Source organism: Bacteroidota bacterium (assembly GCA_013696965.1).
GTDB lineage: Bacteria > Bacteroidota > Bacteroidia > JACCXN01 > JACCXN01 > JACCXN01.
Window position 1 is genome coordinate 37,414 of the sequence record JACCXN010000083.1, and the last position, 20,245, is coordinate 57,658.

The window sequence follows — 20,245 nt, forward strand, 5'->3', positions numbered from 1 at the left end:
GTTGAATTTTTATTTAATTACAGTGCTTTCGCCTGAATGCATTCAATTGGTAATGTCCCTAAAATTTTATGTTAAATGAAGACAAAATCCTTTTTTTTTAAATTTATTCAAGTTGTAATATTTAACTTTGTACCTTAAAATTTCCTATTTTTTAAGTAATTCAAATGATAAAAAAGAAAAAAATAATTATTACAGGTTCCAATGGTTTACTTGGTCAAAAGCTGGTACATATCTTAAAAACGAGAATGGAATTTGAAGTAATAGCTACTTCAAAAGGAGAAAACAGGATACAGGATAAATCAGGATATGTTTATGAAACACTCGATATAACGGATAAAAAGCAGGTTGAGGTTTTGTTCAGAAAACACATGCCTGATACGGTAATAAACACTGCGGCTATGACTAATGTGGATGTTTGTGAAACCGATAAAGAGGATTGTGTGGCTTTAAATATTTCTGCCGTAAAAAACATGGTTCAAACTTTAGAGGATTTAGCAAAGGAATTGAATGTAAAAAATGCTGAAACACCTCATTTCATCCATCTTTCCACTGATTTTATTTTTGATGGTGAACATGGGCCATATAAAGAAGAAGATGAACCAAATCCTTTGAGTTACTATGGATGGTCAAAACTGGAATCGGAAAAAGCAGTAAAAAACAGTAGCCTCAAATGGTGTATTCTCAGGACAATTATTGTTTATGGAACAGGGGATGAAATGAGCAGAAGCAATATTGTGCTTTGGGCGAAAGATGCACTTGAAAAAAAACAGGCTATTCAGGTAGTTGACGATCAGTTTCGTTCTCCTACTCTTGCAGAAGATCTTGCCCAGGCTTGTTTATTGGCTGTTGAGAAAGAAGCAACAGGTATATTTCATGTTTCAGGAAAAGATATCATGAGTATCATAGATATTGTTAATCGTGTTGCTTCGTATTTTCATCTTGATAAATCAAATGTAAGCACCATTAAATCATCAAGTTTAAACCAAGCTGCAAAAAGGCCTCCTAGAACAGGCTTTGTTCTTGATAAAGCAAGAAAAGAATTAGGATACGAACCACATACTTTTGAAGAGGGACTTGAAATATTAAATCAACAGCTAAAACAGGTTAAATCCAAATAGCTTTTGCTTGAAATAAATTTTTAGTCCAAAATAAATGCACAGATAAAAATGAGCTTTGATTTTTATTTGTGCATTGTCAAATTCTTAATAATGCTAGAAGCAGCATCTACAAAAGGAAAAAGAATAATATCAGCTCCTGCTTTTGTTAATCTTTCCGCATCTTTATTATGATGAACAGTTAGTGCTATTTTTCCTTTATAATCTGCTTCTTTTAAATATTTCAGTAATGAAAGGTTTATGGTAACATCGGAGATTGTACTTATTACGAATTTTGCTTTTGAAAGTGGTAAAATGGCAGTAATTTCAGGATCTTCAACATCTGCGTACTGGGCATTTTTTCCCTTGTTTCTCCATGAACTAACTAATTTTGGATCAAAGTCTACACCAAGTATTTTATAATTTTCCCGGCTTAAGCTTTTGGCCACGTTGTTACCATACCTTCCCAAACCAAATATTATAACATCTACAGGATCGCCCCGGTAAGCTTTATCGCCAGTTTCACGGTAAGCTATTTTACGTTCAAAAATCACCAGTAGGGGAGACAATTTAGTGTAAAGCTGGTGAGAGTATATTATCATGTAGGTAGATAAGCCAATAGTGATTAAACCTACAAGAGTAATAAGGCCCATTGTTTCATGATCTATATGACCTAATGTGAAACCCATTGTGGCCAATATGAGTGAGAATTCACTAATTTGAGCTACTGTAAGCCCTGCAAGAAATGACGTTCGCTTGCGGTAGCCCATCATTCCCATAATCAATAAAACAATTAATGGGTTTCCAATGAGCACAAATAAGGAAAATACCACAGCAGGAATTATCTGAACATTTAGCAAGGATAAATCAATCTGTGCCCCGAGATTTATAAAGAAAAACAAAAGTAAAAAATCGCGCAATCCTAATAGTCTTCCACTTATAATCTCCCTATATTCTGTTGAAGCAAGTGAAATGCCCGCAACAAAAGCTCCTACTTCTTTGCTGAATCCCATTATGTCTCCTGCTGCGGCAAGTAAAATTGCATAAGAAACAGAAAACAATACAAGAAGCTCCACAGAATCAGCAAGTTTTTTTAATAATACAGGCAGTACATATTTCATTAATAAGCCTACAATTAGAAGCATACCAATGCCCTTCAAAAAAACAATAAATACATCAAAAGCGATATTCTCACCTGTACCCGTCCCAAGGGCTGATAAAAAAATCATCATAATCACAACAACTATGTCCTGAATTATTAAAAAACCTACGGCTATTTGACCATGTAAAGAATCAATTTCTTTTTTATCCGAAAGTAGCTTAACAATAATAATGGTACTGGAAAAGGTTAGTGCAATTGCAATGTACAAGGCAATAAGATTCTCATATCCAAGCACTTTTCCAATGATAAAACCAAAAATAGAGGTAAAAACAACCTGGCCAAGACCAGTAAGGGTAGAAACTTTGCCTGTAGAGCGAATCAAGCTAATATCCAATTTAAGACCAACTACAAACAAAAGGATTGAAATCCCTACTTCAGACAAAAGAAGGATTTGTTCTGTGGATCGGATTAGGTTAAATCCAGAAGAACCTATTAAAATTCCAGCAGCAATAAAGGCTACAATTAAAGGTTGTTTTAGCAATCTTCCTAAGGCACCAAGTAAGGCACTTGTGATAAGGATAGCAGCAAACTCAATAAATGGATTTTCGATTAATTGCAACATTTGCTAAAAAGGCTTTATTAAAAATAAAGATTATATTTTTAATAACCACCACAACCATTTATTCACAAAAGGCTGTTAAAAAACAATTTTAAAATCATGGTTTTGGAATATTTTTTTATACTTTAGCTTTCTTTTTAAAATTACAGTGTTTAAATAAAACCCCGGGTTATTGTTATTTTATTTTAAATATTCCAAGTTTTTTTCTTTTGTTTTTTTGCTTTTAATAGGCTGCTTTGGCTTATTTAATCAGTCTGCTTTTGCTAATACTGCAGGAGGATCAGAGGATGAAAAGGAGGTAAAGGATACAGTAAGGGCAATAGTTTTATACGGAAACAAATTTCTTATAAAACCTTCTGCAAAATTTTCCGAAGAAATCGTTTTTCAATATATTGATTCACTGTTCAATATGCCTTCAAGACCTGATGAGTTAATAAAACAAATCAATCTTTTTATAGCGGTTAAAGAAAAATCAGAAAGTGAAATTTATATGCTTATTGATTCATTGTTTGAATTGGAACATGTACCCTATGCCTTGATTAATCAAATAAATTATTTTGTAGCCACAAGAGCGGGAACAGAGGTTGATATTACAAAGGCGGTTGCTATTACTTCATTTTATGATGAATCGGAATTTCCTGGGAATTGTTTTTATGATAGCTGGGATACGCATGTTACTCACCCCTACACTGATGATCTTTGGAGAGAAGACTCTTCTCCCATTGTGCTTGTTTTGCGCGATACCATGAATTTTTGCAACTACATACACCCTCATAAAGGTAAGGTGAGTTCTAATTTTGGAAGGCGCGATGGTAAAAATCACAATGGAATTGACATTAGTTTAAGAACTGGAGAGCCTGTACTTTCTGCCTTTGATGGGAAAGTAAGAATAGCAAGGAATCATGGTGGGTATGGAAATGTTGTGGTTGTAAGACATTACAATGGCCTGGAAACATTGTATGCCCATTTACACAAAATTAAAGTAAAACCTGGCCAGGAGATTGCGGCGGGGCAGCTGGTAGGACTTGGCGGAAATACAGGGCGCTCAACAGGTAGTCACTTGCATTTTGAGGTTCGTTTTAAAGGAAAGCCTCTGAACCCAAATCATTTAATAAATTTTTCTGAAAAACAATTAAAGCACGAGGCCATTGTATTGAATAAGACTAAATGGTCCTATTCTATATGTGCGGAAGGAGCTGAATACCACCTTGTGGAAAAAGGGGAATACTTATCTGAGATTGCTGAACGTTATGGTTTATCCGTTATTCAACTATGTGAATTTAATAGCTTAAGCCGAAAATCAATTTTACAGGTTGGCCAAAGGCTTAGGGTAAGCTAAAATAATAAGATGATTGACTTTACAAATTATAAAATACATTCCACTAAGAAAGACTTTATGGTTTTTCATTTTGACCATAAAGATCAATCGCTATATTTTGAGCAGTTATTAACACAAAATAATTTATTTTTTGAAAAGCACCTGGAAAACGAGAAAAATTTCCTTGTTTATTATGGGATTCGAAAATCCGATTTTACAAAAGTAAACGAACTCAACAATATTTCAAATGGTAAATTTCGCAAGCCTTTTATTTCTGATAAATATTTAAGATATACTGTATTGTCTTTGTTTTTTATTATGATGGCCCTTGCAGTAACCGGAATGATTGTAAATGCCCTGAAATAATTATTTTGGCTCCTTTTTCATTTATAGAATTACTCAAAAAACAGTTTTTACTGCCCTTGCCTGGTAGCGAGGCACAGCAAAAAATGGCCCCTCATGGTCGAAAAAGTTTTAATTGTTCTGATTTTTCAGTATTAAATTCAAAAAAAGGAAGCATCTTAATTGCAATTTATCCCCATAACAACCTTTGGTTAACTGCTTATATTAAAAGAACTGAATACACGGGAGTACATAGTGGGCAAATTAGTTTTCCGGGTGGGAAGTTCGAACCAAGGGACATTAGTGCTGAAAATACAGCATTAAGAGAAACTTATGAGGAAATAGGTGTATTTCCAGAAGAGGTAGAAATAATAGGACAATTAAGTGATTTATATATTCCAGCCAGTAATTTTATTGTAACACCTTTTGTTGGTTTTATTCCAATTCGACCTCAATTTAAAATTCAAGAAAAAGAAGTTGCAGCACTTATTGAGGTAGAACTCAATACTATTTTAAAGGCCTCTGAAAATGTTGCAACAACTAAAATACGAACTGTGTCTGATAGGGTTATTACCGCTCCTGTTTATCAATTTGAACAACATCTTATATGGGGGGCAACTGCTATGATTACAAGTGAGTTTATAGAGCTTGTGAAAATGACAGGAATGAAACTATAGTTTTATTAGGCTCCAATAACCCTTACAAACATCCAAAAAATAAGATAGATAAGAATAAAGCTCACAATAATCAGGGCCGTTCCTTTAAAATATTTTTTGTTTTTCTGGTAGTCTTTCCGATAGGCCCAAGCTATACCAATTATGAAAGCCAGCACAAAAAATAGGGCGAATATTACTTGGCCTTGTGTAAAATTCATTTGAATCGCGGAAAACTTACTTTAAACTGATTTCTTCTGTGGAACTATCGTAGTTAAGGTAATGAACTGCTTTTTCCAGGTTAGTGCAGGAAATAACTTTGCCATATCCTTTTTTGGCCAGATTGCCATACTTGTCATAAATTTCATAACTGGTTTCGGAGCTAAAAACGATTTCTCTTGAGGATTTTGAATATGAATAGCTGACTTGAGTCATTTTAGCCCTTAATTTTATTTCTTCCGAATATCTTGGCTTATTGTTATTTCCCAATTGTTTTACTCTAAACTTATTCTCGCCTGAAACTAAAGGAATTTTAAATGAATATGCGTTTTCCTCTGGCGTTCCTTTGCCTTGTACCTCCCCAACGTTTACCCATTTGTTCCATTTAAAATGTTCAACGTAATAGGGCAATGAACCCGTCTCGTTTTTTGTAGACCAGTTTATTATTCCATCATGGTTAACTTTAATGGATGTGGTTTCAAAGGTAGGCATAGGTTTAAGCACATCAGGGTTAAGAACTTTTGGAGAACAACCATCTTTGTGTTTTATTTCAACAATTACGTCTGTTCCAACTGCAATCATCTCCTGGTTAAAATCAATTTCAAAAGCACTTGAATTAATTGGATCAGTAGTGACTTTGCCGTTTATGGTAACTTCATATACACAAAATCCAACACCGGAACTAGCAAAACTATTTTGAACATACAAATTTTTATTCTGGTACTTTCCTTCTAAAATAATAATTCCTTTGCCGGAAGTTATTTTTGAATGAACAAGATTGCCGAATAAATTAAAAAACAATAAAAAAACAAATGGGATAATTGTGTTTTTCATTCTTTCTGCTCGTATTTTAAATGATTATTTACTTTTCTTAATTGGTGCAAATATAAATAATTATCAGGTTAATCACAACCAGTTTGTTTTTTAATTAAAAACCGAAAATTCAGGGAGAATTAAATGTTTTTTTTAAAATGTGCCCCTGCTAAATCAATAAAATAAAAACCATTTATTTTTTTTAAATCTTTTTTCTTGTTTTAATTTTTGAACCATTAAGAAAGACTCAATAAAACAAGTATTAAGTTAAAAAGAATAAATTTATTTTAAGGAAATAAGCCACTCCATAAATTATATAGTTCAAATTCCATTATAAAGCAGGAGATATTTTTATTGTTTTTTACAATAAATCCAACAATATTCATTTAATCTATTAGCTTTTATGCTTAAATACCTTTTCCGGTTTCGGATAGTTATTTTATATATTTTTGCATTCAAATAAAGAAAGTTTAAAAGAATGAAATTGTGTAGGGTTTTAATAATTGCTTTTTTTATTTCCTTGGCTGGTCAAGTATTTGCCGGTAAACTTGAAAAAGGGTATCAGGCCTTGGAAGTTTACGATTACTTTAAGGCAAAAAAATATTTCGAGTCTGTCTTGAAAAAAAATGTATGCGGTGCTTCCTATGGTTTAAGCCTTATCTATTTTAATGAAAAGAATCCTTTCCATAATTTTGATTCAGCATATGCTAATGTTAAAGCCGCATTGGAAAATTATCCTTTACTTTCTGAAAGGAATAAAATAAAGCTTGCTTCTTTAAAAATCGATTCCTTAGCCATTGCCAAACATAAAAACAATGTTTGCGAAAAAGCTTATCAGGCTACAGATATGCAGCAATCAGTAAAAGCATATAATAAATATATCGAATTTTATTTTGATTCAGAATTTATTGATCTTGCCATTCGCAAAAGAAATTTGCTTGCCTTTCAACAAGCCTCAATTCTCGATACACCTGAATCCTATTTTAATTTTATTGAATCCTATCCCAATTCAGAAGAGGTAACAGAGGCAAAAGTGTTATATGACAAAACCTTATATTATAGTTTTACCAAAGACAAGTCCCTTTATTCCTATCTTGATTTTATACAAAAGTACCCGGAAAGCCCTTATATTAGGGCAGCTGAAAACAATATTTATGAAATGGAAACAGCAGGGGGTGATTTGGAGGATTTTCATAGGTTTATTAAAAAGCATCCATTAAACCGCAATGTAAATAATGCATGGCAGATGATTTACACAATATATACTGAAGACAGGAGGCCAGAAACTTTTGTTGATTTCCGGTTTGATTATCCTGAATTTCCTTTTATTGAACAAGTTGATAAAGATATAGAGCTATCTCAGGTTACTTATATTAGAGCCAGGAATAAAAACAAATGGGGATTTATCGATTTAAAAGGAAATGTTGTTGTAGAATTTGAGTTTGATGGAGCTGGTGATTTTTCATTTGGTCTTGTTGATGTTGAAAAAAATGGTAAAGCAGGATTTGTTGATAAACAGGGGAAAGTGCATATTGACTTTATTTATGATGAAGTTGAGGAATTCAGAAAAAACATAGTTGTTGTAAAATCAAATGATCTTGCAGGAGTGATAAGCCGCAAGGGGAAAATATTGCTTCCATTGGAATATGAGGATATATTTGAATTTCATGAAGGTTATGCCCTTGTAATAAAGGATGATTTATATGGCTACATTGATGAGGATGCACGAATTGCCATTGATTGCAAATTTGAAGACGCTTCGGGATTTTCAGAGGGGCTTGCAAAGGTAAAAGTTAATGATAAATATGGATTCATAAATCAAACAGGATTTTTTCTTATTCCTGCAGTATTTGAATGGACAGAAAGTTTCTACAATGGCATTGCACGGGTAAAAAGAGAAGATAAATATGGCTTGATAAACAATGCTGGAAAACTTATTATTTCCTATGAATATGATATGATAGATAGATCCTCTGAAGGAATGATCCTTGTTTCTAAAAACAATAAATTTGGATTTGCCGATAGTTCAGGAAATATTGTTATCCCTTTGCTTTATGATTATACTCCTGGAATTACCGTTTTGGGTGGATTTAACGAAGGGCTTGCAAGAGTAGATAAAAACAAAAAGAAAGGATTTATTGATAAGACAGGAAAAATTATTATTCCTGTAGAATATGAGGATTTAATGATTTTTTCTCAAGGATTGGCAGGGTTTAAGAAAAAAGATAAATGGGGGTTTATTGATAAAAGCAATAAGGTTGTAGTTTCAAACATATATGATTATGTCTGGAATTTTAATGAAAAAAAAGCTCGGGTTAAAAAAGGAGAAAAGGTGGGTTTTATTGATAATTATGGTGCTTTATTTATTCCTGCAGATTATGAAGATGCCAAAGATTTTACAAATGGATTGGCCCTGGTTAAGAAAGAAGCATTATGGGGAATATTGGATGATAAAGGTCAAATTGTTTTATCCCTTGAATTTTCAGACATTGAATTTTTAGATATTCCCTCTATTTTGCTTTTGAAAAAAGCAGGCAAAATGGCTTATTTCAATTACACTTTAAAACAATATGTTTGGAAGGAAGATGGATTTTGAAATTTTGGTTTTAAAAGATGACGTTTAAAGGAATTTTTCTACTAAAAAACAACAAATAAAAAAGAGGCTGACCAAATAAGGGCAGCCTCTTTTTGTTTTCACTTATTTAATATTATTTTTTACTTGCTGCTAATTTGAAATTCAAAGTAAAATCATTTGAAATTGCCTTGTTACCAATGTTTTCAAAAAATGTTGCTGATCCATAACGAACATCGTATATTGTTCTGTCAATAGTTACTTCACCTACCGTTACAATATTATCATCCTTTACAGAAATTATAGCAGGAAAAGACAATTCATGCGTAATACCTTTAATTGTTAAATCACCGGAAATCGTATTGTTAGGTTTTCCTTCGGTTGCGCCTTTAATGGGTTTTATACTTTTTATAACATAAACAGCCGTATTGAATTTATCCACAGCAAAGAAATCATCGGATTTTAAATGTCCTACCAGTTTTTCTCCCATTTCACCCTGCATATCAGAGCAAGTTATGGAAGTCATGTCAACGGTAATTGTACCGCCTTGAATAGCACCGTTTTTAACCAAAAGGTCACTGTTTGAAATAGAAATTTCACCATTGTGTTTTCCGGTTACTTTTTTTCCGGTCCATTCAATTTTACTTACCGAACTGTTTATTTTATATGCTTCTTCTTTTTTTTGTCCTATAGCAAATCCTGTAATTGATACTGTTAATGCTAATAAAATGATCTTCTTCATAATTATTTGTTTTGTTTATTTATTTATTTATTTATTTATTTATTTATTGTTAATTCATTGGTAATTCAATTATTAATAAATCGCATGATTCAAGCGATTTTATTTTAAGATTTTCTGTTTCCCATATTCCTATTGCATCTCGTTTGTTTAATGTTTCCCCATCAATTTCTGCCTTTCCTTCAATTAAAAAGAAATATATTCCGTTTGATTTGTTCTTCAAATGGTAATCAACAGTATGGTTGTTTTCTAAATGACATAAAGAAAAAAATGCATCCTGGTTTATCCATAAACAGTCATTCTGGATGTTTGGTGAAACAACTGTTTGAAATTTATTTATTCTGTCTTCAAGAAAAAATTTTTTTTCCCCGTATTTAGGGATAATGTTTTTTATTTTTGGAAACACCCATATCTGTAGTAGGTTTATGGATTCTGATTTAGAATGGTTGTATTCAGAATGAGTAATTCCTTTACCTGCAGACATAATCTGAACTTCCCCCTGGTTTATCACCGAAACATGCCCCATACTATCCTTGTGAGCTAAAGCTCCATTTATTACAAGCGTAATTATCTCCATATTTTCATGGGGATGTTCAGGAAAACCCATCCCTGGAGAAATATAATCATCATTCAAAACACGTAACTTTCCAAAATGCATTTTTAAAGGATCGTAATATTCTGCAAAACTAAAAGAGCGATTTGCTTTTAACCACCCATGATCAGCAAATCCACGTTTATTAGAAGGATAAATTGTTTTTTTCATTTTGTTTAACCCCTTGCTTTATCTAATAATTCATTTAAAAGTGCGGCCTCTTTCTGTGTAAGGGAATTAATGCCTTCAGCAAACTGTTTTTCAATTTTATCAATTTCAGCCAGTAATTCAAGTCCGTTTTGATTTATTTTTACATTTACTGATCTCCTGTCTTGTGGACAAGTAATACGCTCAATAAGTTTTTTTAATCTTAATTTCTCCACTATTCTAGAGGCATTTGAATTTTTATCCAGCATCCTGTCGATAATTAAATTTACTGTTGCCGTATTAGGAAACTGGCCCCGTAAAATCCTCAATACATTATACTGGGGAGGAGTAATGCCATATTTTTTAAACAATTGTGTTTGTTTCAAATTAAGCCACGAAGCGGTATAAAGGATATTGATAACTGCTTTTTGGTAATCATCCTTAAATACTTCTTGTTTTATTTCCTGTTCTATTTTCATCTTTTGATTTCTATAACGCAAATATATGTAAAGACATTATATGTACCAACATTTAAATAAATATTTTTACTAATTGCTTGATTTTTATTTAAATATACTTGGTGATTAAATTTTATTCCTGATTAAAGAAGGCTGTGAATATTAAAAACAGAAAGATGGCAATGGTTTAAGTAATGAAATTTATTTTAAAAACTAAAATTAAACATAACCAACCAGGAAGTAAATAACATATCCCAGCCATTCATGAATTATTACCCTCCAGTTATAGAGGGTTTGCATATTTGGCAGAAAGAGGAAATCAAGCTGTTTTCTTCTTGTTCCACTTAAACGATCAGTGGTATAGGAGGTGGTTTGCAGGCCAACTTTTTCAAAACAAGCTTGTGACCTTCGCATATGATAACCAGAGGTTATTAGTAGCAATTTTGAATCCTGTAGACCAATCTTTTTAAGTTCCTCAAATGTGAACAAAGCATTTTCTCTGGTGTTTTTTGATTCAAATTCAATGATTATGTCTCTTTCAGGAATACCAATTGTTAATAGATATGCTTTAATAAATTTGGCCTCCTTCATATCTGGGAAAGTAAGACTTCCTGAGCCTCCACTGATTAAAAGTTTACTTATAAATCCTTTTTTATACAAATCCACTCCTTGAACAACCCTGTCAAAACTGTTGTGAATCTGCAGCCGCTGGAGCTCTTCATCATAAGTTGTGGCTCCACCTAGTATAATGCCAACTTCGTAATTTGATATTTCTTTTTGGCTTTTTGCGGGAATTTCCCATTGTCGAACCACTTCATTAAAAATAAATTCATTGGAAAAAAGGTAAATTAAAAAAATGCAAATCAGAAGGATCCTGTTTTTTCTCTTTGGAATAGCCTGAAAATATGCTATAAAGAGCAAAACAAAAATCCAAATAAGAGGAGTGGTTAAAAAACTTAATATTTTTGATGCGATAAAAAACATGGCTGCTAAAAACTTTAAATTCTCATATTGTTTTCAAAGAACTGAAATTTTCATTAATTATAATCTTCTAATATGTAAAAAGGTGGTGGAAATATTAAAAACTCAAAATAACTGTTATTAAAATAAGTGTAATTTTGAAATTATTTAAGGATGAAACTAAAAAAACCTCTATTTTATTTTTTTGGATTTACCGGACTGCTTATTTTGTCAGGTTTAATCTTTAATTTAAGTCTTTTGAATTATGGGCTTTCTCAGTTAAAAGGACAATTGCATGTTATAATTAATGCACAACCCATTGAAAAAGTTCTGGCAGATCCTCTATTTCCAGACTCTCTAAAGAATAAATTAATTTTGATACAGGAAATTAATGCTTTTGCCATGCAACATATTGGAATTAATCCATCAAACAATTACACTTCGGTATATGATCAAAAAGGCAAGCCTGTATTGTGGGTACTTACTGCTTCTGATCCTTATCAATTAAAAGAATATGAATGGTCTTTTCCATTTTTAGGTAATGTCTCTTACAAAGGATTTTTCGAATATGGCAGAGGGGAAATAGAATTGGAAAAATTAAAATCAGAGGGATATGATGCAGAACTGGGGGCTGTAGGAGCATGGTCAACATTGGGATGGTTTAATGACCCTATATTATCCAATATGCTCAATAGGAATGAAGGAGATTTGGCTAATCTTGTGATTCACGAGCTTACCCACAATACTTTATTTGTGAAAGACGATGTTGATTTTAATGAAAACCTGGCGAGTTTTATTGGACATCAAGGAGCCTTGAGATTTTTGGTTTATAAATTCGGAGAAAATTCTCCTCAAATGCAAAAATACCTGGAAAGCAGCACCGATGAAAAAGTGTACAATGATTATATAAACAAAAGCGCTCTTAGACTCGATAGCTTGTATATGACCATGGATAATCAGCAAAACCATATAAAAGAAGAGTTGAAAAACAATATGCTTAAAGAGATTATTTCACAATCAGAGAGCCTGGAGTTACATAACAAACAGAGATATACAGAACTTACAAAAAAAATAGAGAACTATAAAAATGCTTTTTTTCTCTCCTACATTAGATATGGAGCCAAGCAGGATGACTTTGAACAGGAACTTGATATGCTCTTTAAAAATGACCTAAAGGCATATCTGCTTCATTTAAAAGCCTTATACCCCTCTTTATAAACTTCTTGTTTTAGTTAACGTTAAAGATTAAATTTGTGCTTTGAAAATAATATTTTAAATTATTAATTTAAGGGGGACCACTATGAATATTTTTAAAAAAATCACACTTGCTTCTATATTAATATCAGCCCTTCTTACTGCTTCTTGCAATGATTGTGTAAAAGGTGAGGGTGAACCTGTAATTAAAACTTTGGTTCTTGAATCCTTCAATGCTATTCATTTAACCGGTAGCTGGGGAGTAACCGTTACACAAGGGGTAGAACAAAAAGTAGAAATTATTGCTCCTGAAAACATTATTCATTTGTTAAATACTGATATTAAAAACAATACCTGGGATATTGCATTTAAGGAGTGTGTCCGGACAAAAAAAATAGAAATAAATATTATCACTCCTTCTATCGAAGCCATTACAGTTACAGGGTCAGGCAATGTAAAAAGCTTAAACAACTTAAATGTTAGTCAGATGAGGATTTCAGTAGCCGGATCTGGTGATATTGATCTAATACTTAATTCCAGAGAAGTTTCAACAGATATATCAGGTTCAGGAAATGTAAAGTTAAGTGGAAGTGCTACAAATTTTGTGGCATCCATAACAGGATCAGGAGATATAGAAGCAGCTGATTTTATTACGTTAATAACAAAAATAAAAACAATAGGATCAGGAAATGCTTCAATTCATGCAACCGAATTGGTTGAGGCAACAATAACTGGAAGTGGAGATATTAAATACAAGGATACAGGAGCAAAAGTAATTTCAGAAATTACTGGTTCTGGAGAAATTGTTAAAAAGTAAAAACATGAACCAAAAGCAACAAAATTCAGCAACCCAGGAAAAAAAAGATACGCTGAAAGGGGTAAAACTAAATCCAATGAGTGAAACATATCAGTTAAAGAATAAAATTAGGATTGTAACTGCTGCCTCTCTTTTTGACGGACATGATGCATCCATTAATATTATGCGCAGGATTTTACAGGCAAGCGGGGCTGAGGTGATTCATTTGGGTCATGATCGGTCTGTACAGGATGTGGTAGATTGTGCTATACAGGAAGATGTTCAGGCTATTGCTATTACCTCTTATCAGGGAGGACATACAGAATATTTTAAGTATGCTTATGATCTGTTAAAAGAAAATGGTTGTGCTCATATTAAATTGTTCGGTGGTGGCGGAGGGGTAATACTGCCCTCGGAAATTCAGGAATTGCAGGAATATGGAATTTGTAAAATTTATACTCCTGACGATGGGCGTTCCATGGGATTGCAAGGCATGATTGATGACATGCTCGAAAAATGCGATTTTCCAACTGGTAAATCAGTAGGCATGGATGAGGTTCAGGGACTTTCTCAAAAGAAATCAAGGGCAATAGCCAGGTTGATTTCTGCTGCTGAAAATTTTTATGAACAATCAATTCCTGTTCTTGATCAGGTTAAGCAACTAGCATTGAAATCTAAAACTCCTGTAATTGGAATAACCGGAACTGGTGGGGCAGGAAAATCTTCGCTTGTTGATGAATTGGTGAGAAGGTTTCTGGCTGATTTTAAAGATAAAACGATCGCAATTATTTCCGTTGATCCTTCAAAAAGAAAAACAGGAGGAGCGCTTCTTGGCGATCGTATTAGAATGAATGCAATAGGCAATCCAAGGGTTTACATGCGCTCCTTAGCTACTCGTCAAAGCAACCTGGCCTTATCCCGTCATGTAAATGAAGCTGTGGAAATAGTTAAAGCGGCAATGTTCGATCTTGTGATTCTTGAAACTTCAGGTATTGGCCAGTCCGATACGGAAATTATTGAACATTCCAATATGAGTTTGTATGTAATGACTCCTGAATATGGAGCTGCAACCCAACTGGAGAAAATTGACATGCTTGATTTTGCCGATGTAATAGCATTAAATAAATTTGACAAACGCGGTGCTCTGGATGCTTTAAGGGATGTTAAAAAGCAGTACAAAAGAAACCATAAATTATGGGATACTCCCGACCAGGACATACCCGTTTTTGGAACAATTGCATCCCAGTTTAATGATCCTGGAATGAATATGCTGTATAAAAAGGTCATGGAAAAGCTGGTGGAAAAAACAGGCTCTGAATTAAAATCTACTTTTCATGTTGCCGATGAAATGTCAGAGAAAGTATTTATTATTCCACCCGCTAGAATAAGGTACCTTGCAGAAATAGCTGAAAATAACAGAGGTTACGATACCTGGGTTTTAAATCAGGCTGAAATTGCCCAAACTTTATATAGTCTTAGAAAGTCTATTGAAACTATTTCCTGCTCCCAAATTGAGGATAAGGACGCACTTGTAAAAAAATTGGAGCAGGCTTATGCCCAACAGGAATTAAGCCTTGATGGAACAAACAGGAAAGTAATAGAAACCTGGCCAGAAAAAGCACAAGCATACAGTAACGAGTTTTTTGTTTTTAAGGTAAGGGATAAAGAAATAAAAATTAAAACCTATTATGAATCCCTTTCTCATTCTAAGATTCCTAAAATTGCAATGCCTAAGTACCAGGCCTGGGGAGATCTTTTAAAATGGAACCTTCAGGAAAATGTACCTGGAGAATTTCCATATACTTCGGGCGTATTTCCATTTAAAAGAGAGGGGGAGGACCCTACCCGGATGTTCGCTGGGGAAGGAGGGCCCGAAAGAACAAATCGCAGGTTCCATTATGTAAGCCTTGGTTTGCCTGCAAAACGACTTTCCACAGCTTTTGATTCCGTTACTTTATATGGTAATGATCCCGATCATCGTCCGGATATTTACGGGAAAATTGGCAATGCGGGAGTTTCTATCTGTTGTCTTGATGATGCTAAAAAACTTTACTCAGGTTTTAATCTTGCCAGCGCTTCAACATCCGTAAGTATGACCATTAATGGACCAGCTGCAATGTTAACAGGATTTTTTATGAATGCTGCAATTGATCAACAATGTGAGTTATACATTAAACAAAATGCAATTGAGCAGCAGGTAAAAGATAAAATTGAAAAAATATATAAACAAAAGGGTACCATCCGTCCTTCCTACCAGGGAAGTCTTCCTCATGGAAATGATGGTCTTGGGCTTATGTTAATTGGAGTTACAGGGGATCAGGTTTTGCCGGATGAGGTTTATCAAAAGATAAAAGCAGAAACAATTGCAGCAGTAAGAGGAACAGTACAGGCGGATATTTTAAAGGAAGATCAGGCTCAAAACACCTGCATTTTCTCCACCGAGTTTGCTCTTAGATTAATGGGTGATATGCAAGAATATTTTATCACCAACAATATCCGGAATTTTTATTCTGTATCCATTTCCGGATACCATATTGCAGAGGCAGGTGCAAATCCCATTACTCAGTTGGCGTTTACCCTTTCCAATGGTTTTACCTATGTAGAATATTATCTTTCCAGGGGAATGGATATAAATAAGTTCGCTCCGAATTTATCCTTCTTTTTCTCCAATGGAATTGATCCTGAATATGCAGTGATAGGAAGAGTTGCAAGAAGGATTTGGGCTAAAGCAATGAAGAAAAAATATGGAGCAAATGAACGCTCTCAAATGCTTAAATATCATATTCAAACCTCAGGACGATCTTTACACGCCCAGGAGATAGATTTTAATGATATAAGAACCACCCTGCAAGCCCTTTACGCTATTTATGATAATTGTAATTCTTTGCATACCAATGCTTATGATGAGGCAATTACTACTCCCACTGAAGAAAGTGTGAGAAGGGCTATGGCAATTCAACTTATTATAAATAGGGAGCTTGGATTAGCCAAAAACGAAAATCCACTACAAGGTTCTTTTATCATTGAAGAACTTACTGATCTTGTGGAAGAAGCAGTATTGGTTGAGTTCGACAAGATCACAGAGAGAGGAGGAGTATTGGGTGCCATGGAAACAATGTATCAAAGAGGCAAAATACAGGAAGAAAGTCTGTATTATGAAACACTTAAACATACGGGTGAATATCCCATTATAGGTGTTAACACTTTTTTATCTTCCAAAGGTTCTCCAACACTAGTTCCTGCTGAGGTAATTAGGGCAACTCAAGAAGAAAAAGAGTATCAGATTGAAATGGTTGAACAATTGCATAAATCCAATAAGGATAAGGCTAGCCAAATGCTTAGGGAGCTGCAAATAGCTGCGATTCAAAACAACAATATTTTCGAGAAGTTAATGGAAGTAAGTAAATATTGTTCTTTAGGACAAATAACAAGCGCATTGTTTGAAGTTGGAGGACAATATAGAAGGAATATGTAATTTAACAGAATTTGAATAAGCTGTAATTTTATTCATGTTCATTAAACATGTTTACAAAATCAGCTTTTTCAAAGGGGTAGGCATTAAAAGTGCCAATTGCTTTGGCGATTAAAATATTGTTACGGTTCTTACATACTATTTCACCACTTGCAATTATTATTCGCTTGCCTTTTTGTTCAACTCTTCCTGTCCCGATTAATATATCAGATTTATATACAGGATTTAGAAAATTGATTTTAAATTCAATAGTTGATACAAGATTCTCTTCCTGAGCAGAAGCGGACAATGCTGCAACTCCTAAAACACCATCCATGAAACCTGCAACTGCACCACCATGTGCAGCAATTGGTGTTGCCATATGCTGATCTTTTATTTCCATTTCATAAACAATATGGCCGGGCTCAATAACATGTACCTTCATTCCGTTTACTTCACCGTATTTGTTTATTTTGTTATATATTTCAAGTAATCTGTCCATTTACATTGTTTGTGATTATTTTTAATAATGCAAATATAAGGGTTAAGATAGACAAGGAATTGTTAAATTTGTAAAAACCAAAATTATGATAAAATATATTTTTCCATTATTGCTGTTAATTGTTTCTTGTAAAGAGGCTCAAAATGAACAACCAAGTGAAGTTTCTCTGGAAAATCAGCGATTAATAGCAGAGGCAAATTACAAGGATTCTGTCATTAGCTATTATATTAGTTCTGTAAATGAAATTGAGGAAAATCTTTCAGAAATAAAACAAAAAGAAAATATACTTTCTTTGGATATTACGAGTAAGGAATCATCATCCAGCAAGGAAGACCGCATTCTATCAGATATAGAACTGATAAATGAATTAATGGTTAAAAACAAAAAAAAGATTTCCGAACTTGAGAAGCACCTAAAAGAAAGTAAACTTCAAAGCAAAGAATTCGAGAAGTTAATTGCTACGCTAACAAAACAAATACAGGATAAGGATTTGGAAATTGGTAATCTAAAAGCTGAACTGATAAAAGTAAACAGTGCATTGGCACATCTTTTTTCAGAATATAATAACAGGCTTGATGAACTGGATCAGCAAACTAATCTAATTAATGCAGCATTTTACGCTATTGGTACAGCAAAAGAGCTTCGTGAAAAAGGTGTGTTAACCAAAGAAGGAGGTTTCATTGGAATTGGAAAGGCAACAAAATTAATGGATGATTTTAATAAGAGTTATTTTACTCAATTAGACATTACTCAAACACCTTCCATTCAGTTATTTAGTAAAAATGCTAAATTGATAACCAACCATCCCAAAGGTTCCTATCAAATAAGTAGTGAGGGGAATAAACAAGTATTAATAATTTCTGATTCAATAGAATTCTGGAGCGTATCTAAATACCTGGTTGTTGTAGTAGATTAATATCAAGAAATTTCCAGAAAGGAAACAGGAAGGAAACAGGAAGGGATAGATTGGAAACTAAAAATTGAATAATTTAACTTCTTTCTAAAGAATTATTTATTTTTAGTTTGTTCAGGCATCTGACAAATGCATCCCTCATTCCCTCATATTGAGCCTCTCTGCCAAAATTATGCGATTGGTTTGCCTCATTTATTGCTTTATTCGTATGGTCTATCTGTTGGGTTAGCCAGCTGACAATATCTTGTAGTTGTTCATTACTCATAAGCAAAGGTTTTAGTGAACATCAGAGTTGTATTTTACGTGAATTTTTTACAATGGTTTCATTATCTGAGTTTTCATTAAAAGTATTTTTGTAATGTTCATATCTGATTAATATTTCTTTTACAAATTTTACTGGTTCCTGTCCGCGGCAATAACCATGTTTTACTACAGGATCTTTATAAAATTCAGGATAGGATTTTTGAATTAAGAAATAAGCCACGTTGTCATCCCATTCGTTTGGATTTCGTTCATATTTAATTGCAAGGCGGCGCGCATCAATAACATGTCCAAGTCCTACATTATAGGATGCAAGTACAAATTTTATTCTTTCTTTTTCATCAAAAATGTATTTTTTCCAGTATTTCTCCCTTTTTAGTAAATAATTTGTTCCTGCTTTTATGCTTAAATCTGGAGTAATATCTATGCTATCAGGATAATAATGTGAATAGGTAGAGGGCATCATTTGCATTAAACCTGAAGCACCCATCCATGATTCAGCATCATGATTAAATCTGGACTCCTGACATATTAATGCAGCAACTAAACGCCAGTCCCAGCCAATTCGGGTACTGAATTTTTTAATCAATGGATCATACTGTGAAATATTCCCACCATTTAAAGAAAAATAATTGCTTTCGGAACGCTTTATAGCAGCTTTTGAGTTTTTAAAATACTTGTTGTGAATTAATGCAATTTTTGTTTTAGTTTCTTTTTTTTGTAACCAATTGTTTAACTCTAATAAAAATTCATCGGAATCCTTGCCAACAGCCCATGCAATTTGTTGGGGAAAACTAATGGCAGTTCTTACATCAATATCAGGATAATAAGTTTGATTCATCAAAGCAATGTTTTCATCGGCTATTGTATAATCAATTGTGCCGTAAGATACTTGTGCTATTAATTGTTCAGTATCCATTTTTCCAGGGGCTTCCCTTATTAATATTTTTGCACCTATTTCATCTGAAAGACTAATTAATCGAGGATAAAAGGATGATTCTTTTCTAACATGAACTGTTTTTCCTGCTAGATCCACCGTATTTCTTACCAAATGTTTTTCCAATTCAGAACCCGACATTTTTCTCCAATTTCCCGGTTTTTTTTGTACCAGCACTTGTTTGGTTATCATTAAAGGATTACTGAATTTTACCTTTGTGCTTCGTTCCTTGGTAACTGTAATATTTGCAGCTATAATATTGGCTTCGCCATTGGTAAGCTGGGTAAATATTTTATCCATATCCTTTGCTACCCTTATTTCAAGATCAACATTTAAATGCTTTGCAAATAATTTGAGCATTTCAAATTCAAAGCCCATTGGCTCGCCCTTGTAAATAAAATAACTTGTGGAACTGTTTTCGGTTATAGCAATTAATTTGCCTTTTGCTTTTATTTCAGCTAAATCTATTGAGGCAATTGGTTGTATGAATTTTTCAGTGTTTTCATTCGAATTTTTATTTATCAAATATTTGCCCACAAAAAGAAACATTAAAAGCAGAATAA

At 33.3% G+C, this 20,245-nt stretch carries 18 protein-coding genes; 9 read left to right on the forward strand and 9 right to left on the reverse strand.

Annotation, left to right across the window (positions count from 1 at the left end):
• Nucleotides 1–164 precede the first annotated feature (164 nt).
• Nucleotides 165–1,118: an NAD(P)-dependent oxidoreductase gene (locus H0V01_12300; protein MBA2584155.1), complete on the forward strand. Its 954-nt coding sequence runs from the start codon at nt 165–167 to the stop codon at nt 1,116–1,118.
• Nucleotides 1,119–1,180: 62 nt separating this feature from the next.
• Here H0V01_12300 and H0V01_12305 read toward each other — a convergent pair whose 3' ends face one another.
• Nucleotides 1,181–2,818: a cation:proton antiporter gene (locus H0V01_12305; protein ID MBA2584156.1), complete on the reverse strand. Its 1,638-nt coding sequence runs from the start codon at nt 2,816–2,818 to the stop codon at nt 1,181–1,183.
• A 169-nt stretch (nt 2,819–2,987) separates the two neighbouring features.
• Between H0V01_12305 and H0V01_12310 the strand changes: the two genes are divergently transcribed.
• The 3 genes from H0V01_12310 to H0V01_12320 all read left to right on the forward strand — a co-directional run bounded on the left by H0V01_12310 (nt 2,988) and on the right by H0V01_12320 (nt 5,152).
• Nucleotides 2,988–4,154, forward strand: a complete 1,167-nt coding sequence (locus tag H0V01_12310; GenBank protein ID MBA2584157.1) for a peptidoglycan DD-metalloendopeptidase family protein — start codon at nt 2,988–2,990, stop codon at nt 4,152–4,154.
• 9 nt (nt 4,155–4,163) lie between these two features.
• Nucleotides 4,164–4,499, forward strand: a complete 336-nt coding sequence (locus H0V01_12315; GenBank protein ID MBA2584158.1) for a hypothetical protein — start codon at nt 4,164–4,166, stop codon at nt 4,497–4,499.
• Nucleotides 4,500–4,582: 83 nt separating this feature from the next.
• Entirely contained in the window at nt 4,583–5,152 is a 570-nt protein-coding gene (locus H0V01_12320; GenBank protein MBA2584159.1) for a CoA pyrophosphatase, read from the forward strand.
• Between the two features lie 213 nt (nt 5,153–5,365).
• Here the strand turns inward: H0V01_12320 and H0V01_12325 are convergent, their stop codons facing one another.
• Entirely contained in the window at nt 5,366–6,181 is an 816-nt protein-coding gene (locus H0V01_12325; GenBank protein MBA2584160.1) for a hypothetical protein, read from the reverse strand.
• A 457-nt stretch (nt 6,182–6,638) separates the two neighbouring features.
• Here H0V01_12325 and H0V01_12330 point away from each other — a divergent pair, with 457 nt between their 5' ends.
• Nucleotides 6,639–8,756, forward strand: coding sequence for a WG repeat-containing protein (locus H0V01_12330; protein ID MBA2584161.1), 2,118 nt, complete (start codon nt 6,639–6,641; stop codon nt 8,754–8,756).
• Between the two features lie 112 nt (nt 8,757–8,868).
• Here the strand turns inward: H0V01_12330 and H0V01_12335 are convergent, their stop codons facing one another.
• The 4 genes from H0V01_12335 to H0V01_12350 all read right to left on the reverse strand — a co-directional run bounded on the left by H0V01_12335 (nt 8,869) and on the right by H0V01_12350 (nt 11,652).
• The gene (locus H0V01_12335) at nt 8,869–9,474 is read right to left on the reverse strand and encodes a YceI family protein (GenBank protein MBA2584162.1); all 606 of its coding nucleotides are present in this window, start codon (nt 9,472–9,474) and stop codon (nt 8,869–8,871) included.
• 49 nt (nt 9,475–9,523) lie between these two features.
• Nucleotides 9,524–10,234 (reverse strand): pirin family protein, encoded by a 711-nt coding sequence (locus H0V01_12340; protein ID MBA2584163.1) that lies wholly within the window; start codon nt 10,232–10,234, stop codon nt 9,524–9,526.
• 5 nt (nt 10,235–10,239) lie between these two features.
• Complete coding sequence (locus H0V01_12345) at nt 10,240–10,689, reverse strand: MarR family transcriptional regulator (GenBank protein ID MBA2584164.1); 450 nt, start codon at nt 10,687–10,689, stop codon at nt 10,240–10,242.
• A 198-nt stretch (nt 10,690–10,887) separates the two neighbouring features.
• Nucleotides 10,888–11,652 carry a YdcF family protein gene (locus tag H0V01_12350; protein MBA2584165.1) on the reverse strand — a complete coding sequence of 255 codons (765 nt, stop codon included), beginning with the start codon at nt 11,650–11,652 and terminating at the stop codon, nt 10,888–10,890.
• Between the two features lie 150 nt (nt 11,653–11,802).
• Here H0V01_12350 and H0V01_12355 point away from each other — a divergent pair, with 150 nt between their 5' ends.
• The 3 genes from H0V01_12355 (at nt 11,803) to H0V01_12365 (ending at nt 17,093) form a co-directional block, all read left to right on the forward strand.
• Nucleotides 11,803–12,846, forward strand: coding sequence for an aminopeptidase (locus H0V01_12355; GenBank protein ID MBA2584166.1), 1,044 nt, complete (start codon nt 11,803–11,805; stop codon nt 12,844–12,846).
• A gap of 82 nt (nt 12,847–12,928) precedes the next feature.
• Complete coding sequence (locus tag H0V01_12360; GenBank protein ID MBA2584167.1) at nt 12,929–13,639, forward strand: DUF2807 domain-containing protein; 711 nt, start codon at nt 12,929–12,931, stop codon at nt 13,637–13,639.
• A gap of 76 nt (nt 13,640–13,715) precedes the next feature.
• Entirely contained in the window at nt 13,716–17,093 is a 3,378-nt protein-coding gene (locus tag H0V01_12365) for a methylmalonyl-CoA mutase family protein (GenBank protein MBA2584168.1), read from the forward strand.
• 28 nt (nt 17,094–17,121) lie between these two features.
• On the opposite strand, the gene H0V01_12370 is transcribed toward H0V01_12365, so the two are convergent.
• On the reverse strand, nt 17,122–17,571 hold the full coding sequence (locus tag H0V01_12370) for a PaaI family thioesterase (GenBank protein MBA2584169.1): 450 nt from the start codon (nt 17,569–17,571) through the stop codon (nt 17,122–17,124).
• Nucleotides 17,572–17,656: 85 nt separating this feature from the next.
• On the opposite strand from H0V01_12370, the gene H0V01_12375 reads away from it, so the two are divergent.
• Nucleotides 17,657–18,487, forward strand: a complete 831-nt coding sequence (locus H0V01_12375; GenBank protein ID MBA2584170.1) for a hypothetical protein — start codon at nt 17,657–17,659, stop codon at nt 18,485–18,487.
• 73 nt (nt 18,488–18,560) lie between these two features.
• Here the strand turns inward: H0V01_12375 and H0V01_12380 are convergent, their stop codons facing one another.
• Both H0V01_12380 and H0V01_12385 read right to left on the reverse strand, forming a co-directional pair.
• On the reverse strand, nt 18,561–18,749 hold the full coding sequence (locus H0V01_12380; protein ID MBA2584171.1) for a hypothetical protein: 189 nt from the start codon (nt 18,747–18,749) through the stop codon (nt 18,561–18,563).
• 21 nt (nt 18,750–18,770) lie between these two features.
• Entirely contained in the window at nt 18,771–20,219 is a 1,449-nt protein-coding gene (locus H0V01_12385; protein MBA2584172.1) for a transporter substrate-binding domain-containing protein, read from the reverse strand.
• Between the last annotated feature and the right edge of the window lie 26 nt (nt 20,220–20,245).